Raw genomic sequence first — 15,265 nt, 5'->3', positions numbered from 1 at the left:
GCAGCCGGTCGGGGAGGGCTCGCCGACCTGGAACGGGCCGGCCGGACCTACGCGCCCCCGGCCGCCAGCTCGCGCACCGCGTCCGCGAATGCGTCCCCGCGCTTGTTGTAGTTCGCGAACATGTCCATCGAGGCACAGGCCGGGGCCAGCAGAACCGTGTCGCCGGGCTCTGCGAGCCGGGCCGCTTCCCGGACCGCTGCGAGCATCGCCCCAGTGTCGGTCCGGTCGAGGTCGACGACCGGGACCTCGGGGGCGTGTCGCGCCAGCGCCTCGGCGATGAGCGCCCGGTCGGCGCCGATCAGCACCACGGCGCGCAGCTGCCCCCGCGAGTTCTGGACGAGTTCGTCGAAGGTCGCGCCCTTGGCGAGGCCGCCGGCGATCCACACGACGGGCTCGAAGGCCGCCAGGGAGGCCTCGGCGGCGTGCGTGTTGGTGGCCTTGGAGTCGTCGATGTACGTGACCCCCGCGACCTCGTCCACGTACGCGACGCGGTGCGCGTCGGGGCGGAAGTCGCGCAGCCCGTCGCGGACCGCGCGCGGCGCGACGCCGAAGGCGCGGGCCAGGGCCGCCGCGGCGAGCGCGTTGGCGATGTTGTGCGGGGCCGGCGGGTTGACGTCCTTGACCTCGGCGAGCTCCTGGGCGTTCTTCTGCCGGTTCTCGACGAAGGCACGGTCGACGAGGATGCCGTCGACGACGCCGAGCATGGAGGGGCCGGGGGCGCCGAGGGTGAAGCCGATCGCCCGGCAGCCCTCCTCGACGTCGGCGAGGGCGACCAGGGCCTCGGTGGCCGGGTCGGCGACGTTGTAGACGCAGGCGACCGTGTTGCCCTCGTAGATGCGGCCCTTGTCGGCGGCGTACGCCTCCATCGAGCCGTGCCAGTCGAGGTGGTCCGGGGCCAGGTTGAGCACCGCCGCCGAGTGGGCGCGCAGCGAGGGCGCCCAGTGCAGCTGGTAGCTGGAGAGCTCGACGGCGAGTACGTCGTACTTCTCCTCGCCGAGCACCACGTCGACGATCGGGGTGCCGATGTTGCCGACGGCCGCGGTCTTCAGACCCGCGGCCTTCAGGATCGACGCGAGCATCTGGGTGGTGGTGGTCTTGCCGTTGGTGCCGGTGATCGCCAGCCAGGGCGCGGCGTCGGGGCCGCGCAGCTGCCAGGCGATCTCGACGTCGCCCACGACCTCGACGCCGGCCGCCGCGGCGGCCGCGAAGAGCGGGCTGTCCGGCTTCCAGCCGGGCGAGGTGACCACCAGGTCGGTGCCCTCGGGCAGCGTGTCGGCGTCCGCGAGCCGTACGGGGATGCCCAGCTCGCCGAGTTCGGCGGCCCGGGTCCGGTGGCCCTCGGTGTCGCCGCCGTCGACGACGGTCACCGATGCGCCGAGGCCGGCCAGGGCGCGGGCGGCACTGATGCCGCTCACGCCGAGACCGGCGACGGTGATGTTCTTGCCCTGCCAGGACGTCACTTGTCCGCTGCCCATCCCGCGTAGAAGAGTCCGAGACCCACGATCACGCACATGCCCTGGATGATCCAGAACCGGACCACCACCAGGACCTCGGACCACCCCTTCAGTTCGAAGTGGTGCTGCAGCGGGGCCATCCGGAAGACGCGCTTCCCGGTCAGCTTGAAGGAGCCGACCTGGATGACGACCGACATGGTGATGAGGACGAAGAGGCCGCCGAGGAGGGCGATCAGGAACTCCGTGCGGGAGCAGATCGCGAGACCGGCGAGGGCGCCGCCGAGGGCCAGCGAGCCGGTGTCACCCATGAAGATCTTGGCGGGAGAGGTGTTCCACCACAGGAAGCCGAAGCAGGCGCCCATCAGCGCGGAGGCGACGATCGCGAGGTCCAGCGGATCTCGCACCTCGAAGCAGGCGTTGGGGTTCGTCAGGGTCTGCGCGTTGGCGCACGACTCCTGGAACTGCCAGACGCCGATGAACGTGTACGCGCCGAAGACCATCACCGCGGCGCCGGTGGCCAGGCCGTCCAGACCGTCCGTCAGGTTCACGCCGTTGGACATCGCCAGGATCATGAACAGCGCCCAGACGACGAACAGCACCGGGCCGATCGACCAGCCGAAGTCCGTGACGAAGGACAGCTTGGTGGAGGCCGGGGCGTTGCCGCGGCCGTCCTTGAACTGCAGCGCGAGCACGGCGAAGGCGATGCCGACGATCAGCTGGCCGGCCATCTTGGCCTTGGCCCGCAGGCCGAGCGAGCGACGCTTGACGATCTTGATGTAGTCGTCGAGGTAGCCCACGATGCCCATGCCGGACATCAGGAAGAGCACCAGCACGCCGGAGAACGTGGCCGGGCTGCCCGTGATCACCTTCGTCAGGGCGTACGCGATGATCGTCGCCAGGATGAAGGAGATGCCGCCCATGGTGGGCGTGCCCTTCTTCCCGGCGTGGCCGCGCGGGCCGTCGTCGCGGATGAACTGGCCGTAGCCCTTGCGGGCCAGCAGCTTGATCAGCAGCGGGGTGCCGACCACGGTCAGGAACATGCCGATGACACCGGCGAAGAGGATCTGCCTCATCGGTCGGCGACCTCGCCCTCGGCGGACAGCAGAGCCAGAGCGACCCGCTCCAGGCCGATCGACCTGGAAGCCTTCACCAGCACGACGTCACCCGGGCGCAGTTCACTGCGCAACAGGTCGATCGCCGCCTGCGCGTCGGACACGACCACCGACTCCTCACCCCACGAACCCTCGTTATATGCGCCCAGCTGCAGCCAGGACGCTTCCCTGCCCCCGACTGCGACGAGCTTGCTCACGTTGAGCCGGACGGCAAGCCGTCCCACCGCGTCGTGCTCGGCCAACGATGCGTCCCCGAGCTCGGCCATCGGACCGAGCACCGCCCACGTACGTCCCCCGCCGGCCTTGGCCGTGCCGCCCATCGCGGCTAGCGCGCGCAGAGCGGCCCGCATGGACTCGGGATTCGCGTTGTAGGCGTCGTTGACGATCGTCACGCCGTCCGCCCGCTCGGTGACCTCCATCCGCCACCGGGACAAGGTGCCCGCCCCGGAGAGCGCGGTGGCGATCTCCTCGGTGGACATGCCCAGTACATGGGCGACGGCGGCCGCGGCGAGCGCGTTCGACACGTGGTGCTCACCGTACAGGCGCAAGGTCACTTCGCCGCACCCGGTGGGTGTGTGGAGTGTGAAGGAGGGCTGTCCCGCCGGTGTCATGCGGACTTCCGTGGCCCGTACGTCGGCGTCGTCGGCCTCGCCGAACAGCACCGTACGGGCCTTCGTCCGGGCGGACATCGCGCGCACCAGCGGATCGTCGGCGTTGAGGACGGCGACTCCGCCGTCGGCTTCGGCAGGCAGGGCTTCGACGAGTTCGCCCTTGGCCTGGGCGATCTGCTCGCGGCCGCCGAACTCGCCGATGTGGGCGGTCCCGACGTTGAGGACGAGTCCGATGCGCGGCGGGGTCAGGCCGGTGAGGTACTCGATGTGCCCGATGCCGCGGGCGCCCATCTCCAGCACCAGGTGCCGGGTTTCCTCCGTCGCGCGCAGCGCGGTGAGCGGCAGGCCGATCTCGTTGTTGAGGGAGCCCGGGGTCCACACGGTCGGCGCGTGGGCCTGGAGCACCTGGGCGATGAGGTCCTTGGTGGAGGTCTTGCCGGCGGAGCCGGTCAGGGCCACCACGTCGGTGCCGAGGCGCTCGACGACGGCCCGGGCGAGGGCGCCCAGGGCCTTCTCGACGTCGGCGACGACGATCGCGGGTACGCCGACGGGCCGGGCGGCGAGGACGGCCGCGGCTCCGGAGGCGACCGCGCGCTCGGCGTAGTCGTGGCCGTCGACGTGCTCGCCGTCGAACGCGGCGAACAGGCTGCCGGCCTCCACCTGGCGGGAGTCGATGACCACGGGCCCGGTGATCCGCACGGACGGATCCGGTATGTCGTGGGGCCGCCCGCCGGTGATGTCGGCGATCTCGGCGAGGGAAAGGGCGATCACTGGTTCACCTCGGCCTGTCGGACGTTGCTGCCTTGCTGGCGTTCGATCGCGGCGCGGAGCACCGCGCGGTCGTCGAAGGGCCGTACGACGCCCGCCGTTTCCTGGCCCTGCTCGTGGCCCTTGCCGGCCACCAGCACGGTGTCGCCGGGCTCGGCGCGGGCGACGGCCGCGGCGATCGCCGCGGCCCGGTCGGCGTCGACGAGGACCGTGCCGCGCTCTTCGGCGGGTACGGAGACGGCGCCCCCGAACATCGCGGCGAGGATCGCGAGGGGGTCCTCGGAGCGCGGGTTGTCGGAGGTCAGCACGGCGGTGTCGGCGAACCGGGCGGCAGCGGAGCCCATCGGGGCACGCTTGGTGGTGTCGCGGTCGCCGCCGCAGCCGAGCACGATGTGCAGCTTGCCGGTGGTGACCTCGCGCAGCGCGCGGAGCACCGATTCGACGGCGTCCGTCTTGTGCGCGTAGTCGACGACGGCGAGGTACGGCTGGCCCGCGTCCACCCGCTCCAGCCGGCCGGGGACCCCGGGGACCGCGGCGACGCCGTCGGCGGCGGTCTGCGGGTCGAGGCCGGCGGCGGCGAGCGTGGCGATCGCGGCGACGGTGTTGGCGACGTTGAACGGGCCGGGCAGCGGGGCCGTGGCCCGTACGCGCTGCCCCTCCGGGCCGACCACGGTCAGCGTGGAGTCCATGTGCCCGAACACGACGTCCTCGGCGCGCCAGTCGGCGGCCGCGTCGCCCTCGGCGGAGAAGGTGACCACCGGGATCGAGGCCTCCTTGGCGAGGCGGCGGCCGTACTCGTCGTCGATGTTGACCACCCCGAGGCGGGCGCGGCGCTCGGTGAAGAGCTGCGCCTTGGCCTGGAAGTAGTCCTCCATGTCCGAGTGGAACTCCATGTGCTCCGGGCTCAGGTTGTTGAAGACGGCGACGTCGAAGACGCATCCGTCGACCCGGCCGAGCACCAGGGCGTGGCTGGAGACCTCCATGGCGACGGCCTCGACCCCGCGTTCGCGCATGACCGCGAACAGGGCCTGGAGATCGGTGGCCTCGGGGGTGGTGCGCTCCGACTTGATGCGCTCGTCGCCGATGCGCATCTCGACGGTGCCGACCAGCCCGGTGGAGCGCCCGGCTCCGCGCAGACCGCCCTCGACGAGGTACGCCGTGGTGGTCTTGCCGGAGGTGCCGGTGATGCCGATCTGGAGCAGGCCCTCGCCGGGACGGCCGTAGATCGTGGCGGCGAGCTCGCCCATCCGGCCACGCGGGTCGGCGACGGCCAGGACCGGCAGGCCGGTCGCGGCGGCGCGTTCGGCGCCCGCCGGGTCCGTCAGCACGGCCGCGGCGCCGAGGGCGGCCGCCTGCGCGGCGAAGTCGGCGCCGTGCAGCTTGGCGCCGGGCAGGGCCGCGTACAGGTCGCCGGGGCGCACGGCACGGGAGTCGTGCGTGATCCCGGTGATCTGCGGGGGCCGCGCACCGGCGGCTACGGAGGAGGCTTCGATGCCCAGCAGGTCGGCCAGCTCGCCCAGGGGTGTCGGGCGGGCGGCCTGTGGCCGGGGCGCTCCCGGCGGCGTTGCCGGGGCGTCTTTCTGGGCGGTTCTGGGCTGATCAGCGTGGGGCACGGCGGTGAGCGTACCGGGCGTGGCGGGCCGCTCGCGAAGTGAGGGCCCGGCCGCGTGGTCGGCGGCCGACGGGTTCCCGGGTTTCGGGGTGATCGTTGTCACTGATGGTGCCTCACGGATTTCTGGCGGGCCGGCCGGCCCGCCGGGTCACTGGCCGGGCTGCCGGCTGGGCTGTGCGGAGGGCGCTGCGGAGGGCTGGGGGGCGGACGGGGGGCCGGCGTCGAAGGTGACCGGGAGCCCGGCGGGGGCGGTCCCGGTCGGGGCGACCTGGAGGGTCTTGAGGGCGAACTCCATGACCTTCTTGTAGATCGGGCCGCAGATCTGGCCGCCGAAGTAGCTGCCCTTGGTGGGGTTCTGGATGGCGCAGTAGACGGTGATCCGCGGGTTGTCGGCGGGTGCGAAGCCGGCGAAGGAGGCCGTGTAGCCCTTGTAGCGGCCGGTGGCCGGATCCACCCGGTTGGACGTGCCGGTCTTGCCGCCGACCCGGTAGCCGGGGATGCGGGCCTTGGTGCCGGTGCCCTCCTGGTCGTCGACGACCGACTCCAGCATCTCGGACAGGGTCTTGGCGGTCTCCGGGCTGATCACGCGGGTCTGCTCGGGCGCCGGGGCGGGGGTGAAGCGGCCGTCGGGGCCCTTGGTGCCGCGGACGAGCGTGGGTGCGACCCGTACGCCGCCGTTGGCGATGGTCGAGTACACGGAGGCCGCCTGCATGGCGTTGAGGGACAGGCCCTGGCCGAAAGGGATCGTGAACTGCTGGGAGGTGGACCAGGCCTCGGGCCGGGCGAGGATGCCGCGGGACTCGCCCGGGTAGTTCAGGCCGGTGGGCTGCCCGATGCCGAACTTGTTCAGGTAGGAGTACAGGACCCGGTTGGCCTCGGGCTGGGTGGCGCCGAGCTGGCCGGTGGCCAGGATGGTGCCGATGTTCGAGGACTTGGCGAGGACCCCGTTGAGGGTCAGGTACCAGGTCGGGTGGTCGATGTCGTCCTTGAACAGCCGGTCGCCGCGGTGCAGCCGGTTGGGGACCTCGACGTGGGTCCCGGGGGTGGCCTTCTTCTCCTCCAGCACGGCGGCCATCGACATCACCTTGGCGGTGGAGCCGGGTTCGTACACGTCCTGGAGCGCCGCGTTGCCCATGGCGGCGGAGCTGGCCTTCGACAGGTCGTTGGGGTCGAAGCCGGGGGCGTTGGCCATGGCCAGCACCTCGCCGGTGCGGGTGTCCTGGACGACGACGTAGCCGCGGTCGGCCTCGGACTTGGCGACCTGCTCGCTGATGGCGCTCTGCGCCGCCCACTGGATGTCGCGGTCGATGGTCAGCTCGATGTCCTCGCCGGGGACGGCGGGCTTCTCGCTGGACCCGGCGGTGGGCACGCGGCGGCCGCCGGACTGGGCGTACGTGATCGCGCCGTCCTTGCCGGCCAGCTTCTTGTCGAGGGAGGACTCGAGGCCGCCGGCGCCCTTGCCCTCGGCGTTGACGTAGCCCAGTATCCCGGCGGCCAGGTCCCCGTTGGGGTACACGCGCTTGCTGCTGTCCTCGTTGAACACGCCGGCGAGGACGTTGGCGCCGGGGCCGCTGTTCTTCTTGTCCGCGGCCGCCTTGTCGGCGAAGACCCGCTTGAGGTCCTTGATCTGGTTCCAGACCTGGGGGGTCTGGCGGCGGGCCAGGACGACGTAGCGGGTGTTCTTGGTCCTGAGGCGGGCGGTGAGCTCCTTGGCGTCCTTGCCGAGGATCGGCGCGAGCAGGGCGGCGGCCTGCTCGGGGGCGTCCGGGGCCTTGCTGTCCTGCGGGGTGAACATCTTCGGGTCGGCGGTGATGTCGTACGCGTCGACGCTGGTCGCGAGCGCGACGCCCTTGCGGTCGGTGATCTCGCCGCGCTCGGCGGCGAGGGTGTAGCTGGCGAAGCGGTTCTCGGAGGCCTTGGCGGAGTAGGCCGAGGCGTCGACGGCCTGCACCTGGAGCAGCCGCACGACGAAGGCCAGCATGACGAGGGTCAGCCCGACGCTGACGAGCCGCAGCCGCGGCTTGGGACTCCCGAGCCGGATGGTGTGCGGCTGCCTCGCGGGGCCGGGCCGCCGGGCCGCGGGCCGTGAGCCGGACCGCGGCCGTCCCGGCCCGGACCTGGAGCCGGGCCCGGGCACCCGCCGCCCGCCGGGGGCGCTCACGCGGCCACCGCCGCGGCCGAGCGGGGCGGTGAGGTGGCGGCCGCGCGCAGCGGCGGCCCCGCGGGGGCGGAAGGACCGGTGCAGGGGGAGGGTCCCCCGGGGGGTGCCCCCGGCGGGAGCTGGGGGAGGGTCCGCGTCACGACGTCACCTTCCGGAGGTCGGGTTGGACTGGGGGGCACCGCCCGGCGCGGGCTGCCCGGCCTGCGGGGCGGCCGCCGGAGCCCAGCCCGGGGCCCCGGGCTGGGCGGAGGCCGGGGTGCCTGCCGGGGCCGGGGCGCCGGCCGCCGCGGCCGGGGTCGGCGGTGGGGGCTCCGCGGGGGAAGCCGTGCCCGTCACCTTGCCGTCCGGGCCGATGAAGACCGGGCTCCCGCCCGGGACCAGGCCGAGCTCGTGCGCCCGTCGCTGCAGGGCGTCGGGCGCCGAGTACCCGTCCACGTCCCGCTGCAGCGCCTGCTCCTCGTCCGTGAGCGCGGTGGTCTCCTTCTTCAGCTTGCTCAGCTGGAAGGACCCCTGGTTGAGCGCCGAGTTCAGGAGCAGCAGGCTGATCAGCCCACCGGCCAGCAGCGCGACCACCAGCAGGACGAACGGCATCCGCGCCGCCTGTCCCGGGGAGCCGCCCGATCCGCCGCCCGAAGGGCCGCGCAGCCGCCCCAGTCCCCCGGCTCTGCTCACAGCCGCGCCTCCCGGATGCGCTCGATCCCGCGGAAGCGGGCCGGTGCGGCCCGCCGGTTCTCGGCGATCTCCTCCTCCGTGGGCAGCTCCGCGCCCCGGGTGAGCAGCTTCAGCTTGGGCTGGTACTTCTCCGGCACCACCGGCAGCCCCGGCGGCGCCGTCGACGCCGCGCCGGCCGCGAAGACCTGCTTGACCAGCCGGTCCTCCAGCGAGTGGTACGAGAGCACCGCGATCCGGCCGCCCACCGCGATCCGCTCCACGGCCGCGGGGATCGCCCGCTCCAGGACCGACAGCTCGCCGTTGACCTCGATGCGCAGCGCCTGGAAGGTCCGCTTCGCCGGGTTGCCGCCCGTCCGCTTCGCGGCCTGCGGCAGCGCGTCGCGGATCAGTTCGACCAGCCGCGCGCTGTTCGTGAACGGCTCCTTCTCCCGCTCGCGGACGACCGCCGAGACGATCCGCTTGGCCTGCTTCTCCTCGCCGTACTGGCGCAGGATCCGCACGAGTTCGCCAGGCGGGTAGGTGTTGAGCACCTCGGCGGCGCTCATCCCGGTCGACTGGTCCATCCTCATGTCCAGTGGCGCGTCCTGCGCGTACGCGAACCCGCGGTCGGCCTCGTCGAGCTGCATGGACGAGACGCCCAGGTCGAAGAGGACGCCCTGGACGGCGGGGATGCCGAGCCGGTCCAGTACGTCGGGCAGCTCGTCGTACACGGCGTGGACGAGGGTGGCACGGTCACCGTAGGGCGCGAGCCGCTCGCCGGAGAGCCGCAGGGCCTCCTTGTCGCGGTCGAGGCCGATCAGGTGTGCCTCGGGGAACCGGGTCAGCAGGGCCTCGCTGTGGCCGCCGAGGCCGAGGGTGCAGTCGACGACGACGGCCCCGGGCCTCTCCAGCGCCGGGGCCAACAGGTCCAGGCACCGCTGGAGCATCACCGGGACATGTCGGGACTCGCTAGTCAAAGCGCCCTCTCAGATAACGGCGCGGCAGGCATACGCCGCGCCGCGCACGCGGAGTGTTACCAGGAGGCCGGGCGGCCGGTCAGGGCCGGGCTCCGGCCGGTTCGCGTCACTTTAGTGCAACGGTCGCCGCGGTCAACGAACCGCCCCGCGCGCCGTGCGCGCCTCTCGTACGGAACCCCCGAAAGCCGCGAATCACCCATATGGTCGCCGCCTCCTCACCCCTGTGGGTTAGCTCACAACAAGGCGGGTTGACGTTCTTTGTCCACCCTCACTCGATGCCTTTACCAGCGGTGACCACTACCGTCGTATGCATGACGACTTCCGCATCCCTGCCCGCAGAGACCACCCCCCAGGCATCCGGCGGCAGCTCGGTCACGGACCGGCTCGTCGCGGCGAACCGGGAGTACGCCGCGGAATTCGCGGACCCGGGCATGGACGCCCGCCCCGTCCTCCATGTGGCCGTCGTGGCTTGTATGGACGCCCGCCTCGACCTGCACAAGGCCCTCGGCCTGGAGCTCGGCGACTGCCACACCATCCGCAACGCGGGCGGCGTGGTCACCGACGACACCATCCGCTCCCTCACCATCAGCCAGCGCGCCCTCGGCACCCGCACGGTGATACTGATCCACCACACCGGCTGCGGCCTCGAACGCCTGACCGAGGACTTCCGGCACGAGCTCGAGGACGAGGTCGGCCAGCGCCCCGCCTGGGCCGTCGAGGCCTTCCGGGACGTGGACCAGGACGTCCGGCAGTCCATGCAGCGGGTCCGGACGAACCCCTTCCTGCCCCACCGCGACGATGTGCGAGGCTTCGTCTTCGACGTGCACACCGGACTCCTGCGGGAGATCGATCCCGCCTCGTGAGTGACACAAGGCCACAACGCCGTCAAGAATGCGAGAAGACGCCGCCCGGAAAACCGTCCGGGCCGGCGTCCATGTCGGGGTGGGCCGGAGTGCGCCGAGAGCGTCGGCCCTGCGGAAAGGGCCGAGGAGAACCAGGTGACGACGTATGACGACCGAGCGAGCCTCGCGGATCTGACGAGCACGGCGGAGCGGGTGCGCCACTCCGTCGAGAGCGTGATCGAGGGCAAGCCCGAGGTCGTACGCATCGCGCTGACCGTGCTGCTCGCCGAGGGACACCTGCTGATCGAGGACGTCCCCGGCGTCGGCAAGACGATGCTGGCCAAGACGCTGGCGAAGTCCATCGACTGCTCGGTCCAGCGCATCCAGTTCACGCCGGACCTGCTGCCGTCCGACATCACCGGTGTCAGCATCTACGACCAGCAGCGCCGCGAGTTCGAGTTCAAGCCGGGCGCGATCTTCGCGCAGATCGTCATCGGCGACGAGATCAACCGCGCCTCGCCGAAGACCCAGTCCGCGCTGCTGGAGTCGATGGAGGAGCGCCAGGTCACCATCGACGGCACGACGTACACGCTGCCGAGCCCGTTCATGGTGGTCGCCACCCAGAACCCGGTGGAGATGGAGGGCACCTACCCCCTCCCCGAGGCCCAGCGCGACCGCTTCATGGCCCGCGTCTCCGTCGGCTACCCGAGCCCCGACGCCGAGCTCCAGATGCTCGACGTACACGGCGGGACCTCCCCGCTCGACGACCTCCAGGCCGTCGCGCACGCGCACGACATCGTCAAGCTGATAGAGGCCGTCCGCGAGGTGTACGTCGCCGAGCCCGTCCGGCGCTACGTCGTCGACCTGGTCTCCGCGACCCGCAGCCATCCGGACCTGCGCCTGGGCGCCTCGCCGCGCGCCACGCTCCACCTGCTGCGCGCCGTGAAGGCCTCCGCCGCGCTGTCCGGCCGGGACTACGTACTGCCCGACGACGTGCAGGAGCTGGCCGCGCCCGTCCTCGCGCACCGGCTGCTGCCCACCGCGCAGGCCCAGCTGAACCGGCGCACCGCCGAACAGGTCGTCCACGAGATCCTCCAGCGCACCCCCGTCCCCGCCGCGCACGCCCGCGGCGAGATGCCGCCCGGCGCGGGCATCCGGGGCTTCTGATGAGCGCCGGTGCCCCGCGCGGCGCCGGCGAGGGCCGCGGCGGCGGCGGGCTGCGCGCCTCGCTGGCGGGACTGACCACCCGCGGCCGGTCCTTCCTGGCCGCCGGGGTGGCCGCCGCCCTGTGCGCGTACGTGCTCGGCCAGGGCGAACTGCTCCGGGTCGGGCTGCTGCTCGCCGTCCTGCCGCTGATCTGCGTCCTCGCCCTGCACCGCACCCGCCACCGGGTCTCCGGCAGCCGCCGGCTGACCCCGATGCGGGTGCCCGCGGGCTCCGAGGCTCGGGTCCGGCTGCGCATGGAGAACGTCTCCCGGCTCCCCACCGGACTGCTGATGCTCCAGGACCGGGTTCCGTACGTGCTCGGCCCCCGGCCCCGCTTCGTCCTGGACCGCGTCGAGCCCGGCGGGCGCCGCGAGGTCTCCTACCGGGTCCGCTCCGACCTGCGCGGCCGCTATCCGCTGGGCCCGCTCCAGCTGCGGCTGACCGACCCCTTCGGGCTGGTCGAGCTGACCCGCTCGTTCAGCGCGTACGACACCCTCACCGTCATCCCGCGCACCGAGGCCCTGCCCCCGGTCCGGCTGACCGGCCAGACCTCCGGCTACGGCGACGGCAGCCGCCGCTCGCTGGCCCTGGCCGGCGACGACGACGTGATCCCGCGCGGCTACCGGCGCGGCGACGACCTGCGCCGGGTGCACTGGCGCTCCACCGCCCGCTACGGCGAGCTGATGGTGCGCCGCGAGGAACAGCCCCAGCGCAGCAAGGCCACGGTCCTGCTGGACACCCGCGGGGTCGCCTTCGAGGGCGCCGGACCGGACTGCGCGTTCGAGTGGGCGGTGTCCGGAGCCGCGTCCACCCTGGTGCACCTGCTCGAACAGGGCTTCTCGACGCGGCTGCTGACGGACTCGGGCACCTCGGTGCCCGGCGACGGCGGCGGCTTCTCCTCCGGCGGCCAGGAGTCCGCGGAGGCCGCCGGGCTGATGATGGACACCCTCGCGGTCGTCGGGCACTCCGACGGCGCCGGACTGACGCGCGCGTACGAAGCGGTGCGCAGCGGCGGCGGCCACGGCGGGGGCTTCGCCGGAGCCGGCGGTGACGGGCTCCTGATCGCCTTCTTCGGGGACCTGGACGACGTACAGACGGAAGTGGCGGCCAATATGCGCGGGCGCTGCGGGGCCGCGGTGGCCTTCGTCCTGGACTCCGCGCTGTGGGACGGGCGGCCCTCGCGGGTCGAGGCACGGGTGGGCAGGCTGCGCGACGCGGGCTGGACGGCGCTGGCCGTGCCGCCCGGGCTGGCGTACGGGGAGCTGTGGCGCCGGGCCGGGAACGCTCCGCTCGGCACGGGTACGTCCGGAGGTCGGGGATGAGCGGGCGGGCGCGCGTGACGCTCTTCGCGATGCTGGCGACGCTGCTCACGTCGTGGTCGCTGGCCGCGCTGGTGGACTCGTCGGGCTGGGTGCTCGAGGCGGGGGCCCTGCTGGCCGTGCAGAGCGCGGTGGGGGCCGGGGTCCGGCGGGTGCCGCTGGGGCGCACGCTCACCGTGGCGTCCCAGGTGCTGGTGTCGCTGCTGGTGCTGATGTTCCTGTTCGCGGGCAAGGGCGAATCCACCGGGACCGGGCCGACGGCCTATCTGGTGACGGACTTCGGCGCCCTGTTCCAGCAGGGCGTCCAGGACGTCGGCGAGTTCGCGATCCCGGCTCCGCTGACGGACGGCATCCGGCTGCTGCTGCTGTCCGGGGCGCTGCTGATCGGGCTGCTGGTGGACCTGCTGGCCGTGACGCTGCGGACCGCGGCCGCGGCCGGGCTTCCGCTGCTCGCGCTGTACTCGGTCGCCGCGGGGCTCTCCGGCGGTTCCGGGGCCTCCTGGATCTCCTTCCTGCTGGCCGGCTGCGGCTACCTGTTGCTGCTGCTGGCCGAGGGCCGCGACCGGCTCGCGCAGTGGGGCCGGGTCTTCGGCGCGGCCCCGAGCGAGCGGGCCGCGTCGGGCTCGGGGTACGGCGGCGTCGGCGCGGGCTCCGGCCAGGCGCTGGCGCCCGTACGGACCGGGCGGCGGATCGGCGCGGTGGCGCTGGGCATCGCGCTGGCGGTGCCGGCGGCGCTGCCCGCGCTCGGCGGCGGGCTGCTGGGCGCGCGGGGCGGCGAGTCGGGCGACGGCGGCGTCGGGGTCGGCGGGACGATCTCGGCGGTCAACCCGCTGGTCTCCCTGCAGGGCAGCCTGAACGCCCAGGACAACCGGGTGGTGCTGAAGTACCGGACGGACAGCCCGCAGCTCGGCGAGCAGTACCTGCGGATCCTGGCCCTGGACGAGTTCAACGGCGTCAAGTGGGAGGCCTCGGGCCGGGCCCTGACCGACGTGCCGGAGCGGCTGCCGGCCCCGCCGGGGCTGAGCGGTGAGGTCCGGCAGACGGGGGTCGAGGTACGGACGAGCGTCTCCGCGGCGGACACGTACGCGCAGCGCTACCTGCCGATGCCCTACCCGGCGACGTCCGTGGACATCCCGGGCAAGTGGCGGTTCGAGCCGGCCGGCCGGACCCTGGTCGGCGACCAGCTGGGCCGGGACAGGTTCCAGAACGTCCAGGGCGCGATGTACACGGTGCGCAGCCTGCTGCTGCGGCCGACGGCGGAGCAGCTGCAGGCGGCGCCGGCGCCGGACCCGCTCATCAGGGCCGAGTACACGAAGATTCCCGACAATCTGCCGGCGGTGGTCGCCGATACGGCCCGCCAGGTGACGAAGGGCGCGAAGGACGACTACACGCGCGCGGTGAAGCTCCAGGACTACTTCGCCGTGAACGGCGGCTTCCGCTACGACACGAAGGTGGCCTCGGGTACGGGGTCGCAGGCCATCGCCCGGTTCCTCGCCGACAAGGAGGGGTTCTGCATCCACTTCGCGTTCTCGATGGCGGCGATGTCGCGCTCGCTCGGGATCCCGGCGCGGGTGGCGGTGGGGTTCACGCCCGGCGAGAAGCAGTCGGACGGCAGCGTGAACGTGTCGATGCGTGATGCGCACGCGTGGCCGGAGCTGTACTTCGAGGGCGTGGGCTGGACCCGGTTCGAGCCGACGCCGCGCCAGGGCATCACGATCCCGGACTACTCCCGGGCCGAGGTCCCGGCGGCCCAGCCGTCCGCGCCGACGGCGCTGCCCTCGCAGGGCGCGGCGCAGCCCTCGGCCGCGCCGTCGAAGGCCGACGACTGCCCGCCGGAGGCGAAGAAGCTGGGCGAGTGCGGGGTGGCAGCGCCGCAGACGAAGGCCGGTTCCGGTGGCGGCGGGCCGTCGCTGCAGACGGTGCTGACCTGGACGCTGTCGATCGTGGCCCTGCTGGCCCTCCCGCTGCTCCCGCTGCTGTGGCGTACGCGGCTGCGGAAGCGGCGGCTGGTCGCGGGGCAGGTCCTGCAGGCCTGGCAGGAGCTGGCGGACGCGGCCTGGGACGTGGGCATCGCCCCGGACGAGGCCCTGTCCCCGCGCCGGGCGGCGGCGAGGATCACGGAGCTGGGCCGGCTGACGCCGGAGGCGGCGGAGGCGGTGCACCGGGTCGCGGAGGCGGTGGAGCGCTCGCTGTACGCGCCACCGGGCACGGAGGCGACGTACGCCGGGCTGGGGACGGACGTCCTGCTGGCCCGCACCGCGCTGCTGGCTCCGCTGACGCGCGGCGGCCGCGTGCGCGCGGTGCTCCTCCCCCGCTCTGCGGCCCGGCTCCGCTGGCCCGCGGCCGCGCGGTGGTCCGCCCTGGCGACAGCCGTCGCGGCCCGGCTGGCTCCCGTCTCGACGCTGCTGTCCCGCACCCGGGCCCGCCTCCCCCTGCGGGGCCGCGGCTGAGGCCGTAGCCCCGCGGCGCCTCCGGCACGCACCACCCGCGGACGCGAAACGGCGGGGCTCGGTGGCCCCCCCCCCCCCCCCCGAGGGGGCCCCCCACCGCAA

General features: G+C 73.4%; 11 protein-coding genes. 4 read left to right on the top strand and 7 right to left on the bottom strand.

The window, feature by feature from the left end; genetic code table 11:
• Positions 1-47: 47 nt before the first annotated feature.
• The 7 genes from murD to rsmH form a co-directional block, all read right to left on the bottom strand.
• Positions 48-1,475, bottom strand: a complete 1,428-nt coding sequence (murD, locus tag ACFXGI_RS25315) for a UDP-N-acetylmuramoyl-L-alanine--D-glutamate ligase (RefSeq protein ID WP_384710811.1) — start codon at positions 1,473-1,475, stop codon at positions 48-50.
• Positions 1,457-2,527: a phospho-N-acetylmuramoyl-pentapeptide-transferase gene (gene mraY / locus ACFXGI_RS25310; protein ID WP_384710808.1), complete on the bottom strand. Its 1,071-nt coding sequence runs from the start codon at positions 2,525-2,527 to the stop codon at positions 1,457-1,459. The genes murD and mraY overlap by 19 nt, the downstream gene beginning before the upstream one ends.
• Positions 2,524-3,948, bottom strand: a complete 1,425-nt coding sequence (gene murF / locus ACFXGI_RS25305; protein WP_384710806.1) for a UDP-N-acetylmuramoyl-tripeptide--D-alanyl-D-alanine ligase — start codon at positions 3,946-3,948, stop codon at positions 2,524-2,526. Before murF ends, mraY begins: the two co-directional genes overlap by 4 nt.
• Positions 3,945-5,660, bottom strand: a complete 1,716-nt coding sequence (locus tag ACFXGI_RS25300) for a UDP-N-acetylmuramoyl-L-alanyl-D-glutamate--2,6-diaminopimelate ligase (RefSeq protein ID WP_384710803.1) — start codon at positions 5,658-5,660, stop codon at positions 3,945-3,947. The genes murF and ACFXGI_RS25300 overlap by 4 nt, the downstream gene beginning before the upstream one ends.
• 45 nt (positions 5,661-5,705) lie before the next feature.
• A complete protein-coding gene (locus tag ACFXGI_RS25295) occupies positions 5,706-7,718 on the bottom strand; it encodes a peptidoglycan D,D-transpeptidase FtsI family protein (protein WP_384710801.1) in 2,013 nt (670 codons plus the stop codon).
• A gap of 144 nt (positions 7,719-7,862) precedes the next feature.
• Entirely contained in the window at positions 7,863-8,390 is a 528-nt protein-coding gene (locus tag ACFXGI_RS25290) for a hypothetical protein (protein ID WP_384710798.1), read from the bottom strand.
• Entirely contained in the window at positions 8,387-9,316 is a 930-nt protein-coding gene (gene rsmH, locus ACFXGI_RS25285; protein WP_384710796.1) for a 16S rRNA (cytosine(1402)-N(4))-methyltransferase RsmH, read from the bottom strand. The genes ACFXGI_RS25290 and rsmH overlap by 4 nt, the downstream gene beginning before the upstream one ends.
• Positions 9,317-9,621: 305 nt before the next feature.
• On the opposite strand from rsmH, the gene ACFXGI_RS25280 reads away from it, so the two are divergent.
• The 4 genes from ACFXGI_RS25280 (at position 9,622) to ACFXGI_RS25265 (ending at position 15,163) form a co-directional block, all read left to right on the top strand.
• The gene (locus tag ACFXGI_RS25280; protein WP_384710793.1) at positions 9,622-10,209 is read left to right on the top strand and encodes a beta-class carbonic anhydrase; all 588 of its coding nucleotides are present in this window, start codon (positions 9,622-9,624) and stop codon (positions 10,207-10,209) included.
• A 135-nt stretch (positions 10,210-10,344) separates the two neighbouring features.
• Positions 10,345-11,355, top strand: a complete 1,011-nt coding sequence (locus ACFXGI_RS25275) for an AAA family ATPase (RefSeq protein ID WP_384710791.1) — start codon at positions 10,345-10,347, stop codon at positions 11,353-11,355.
• Positions 11,355-12,716, top strand: coding sequence for a DUF58 domain-containing protein (locus ACFXGI_RS25270; protein WP_384710788.1), 1,362 nt, complete (start codon positions 11,355-11,357; stop codon positions 12,714-12,716). The genes ACFXGI_RS25275 and ACFXGI_RS25270 overlap by 1 nt, the downstream gene beginning before the upstream one ends.
• The gene (locus ACFXGI_RS25265) at positions 12,713-15,163 is read left to right on the top strand and encodes a DUF3488 and DUF4129 domain-containing transglutaminase family protein (RefSeq protein WP_384710785.1); all 2,451 of its coding nucleotides are present in this window, start codon (positions 12,713-12,715) and stop codon (positions 15,161-15,163) included. The genes ACFXGI_RS25270 and ACFXGI_RS25265 overlap by 4 nt, the downstream gene beginning before the upstream one ends.
• Positions 15,164-15,265 lie beyond the last annotated feature (102 nt).

The organism is Streptomyces sp. NPDC059355 (assembly GCF_042752335.1).
GTDB lineage: Bacteria > Actinomycetota > Actinomycetes > Streptomycetales > Streptomycetaceae > Streptomyces.
Note: the sequence above shows the minus strand (reverse complement) of the source record. Positions and strands in the feature narration are given on the sequence as shown.

Bases quoted from the DNA above. Each gene is read 5' to 3' on its own strand.
- murD (WP_384710811.1), bottom strand. From the start codon at position 1,475: ATGGGCAGCGGACAAGTGACGTCCTGGCAGGGCAAGAACATCACCGTC.
- mraY (WP_384710808.1), bottom strand. From the start codon at position 2,527: ATGAGGCAGATCCTCTTCGCCGGTGTCATCGGCATGTTCCTGACCGTG.
- rsmH (WP_384710796.1), bottom strand. From the start codon at position 9,316: ATGCTCCAGCGGTGCCTGGACCTGTTGGCCCCGGCGCTGGAGAGGCCC.
- ACFXGI_RS25280 (WP_384710793.1), top strand. From the start codon at position 9,622: ATGCCTTTACCAGCGGTGACCACTACCGTCGTATGCATGACGACTTCC.
- ACFXGI_RS25270 (WP_384710788.1), top strand. From the start codon at position 11,355: ATGAGCGCCGGTGCCCCGCGCGGCGCCGGCGAGGGCCGCGGCGGCGGC.
- ACFXGI_RS25265 (WP_384710785.1), top strand. From the start codon at position 12,713: ATGAGCGGGCGGGCGCGCGTGACGCTCTTCGCGATGCTGGCGACGCTG.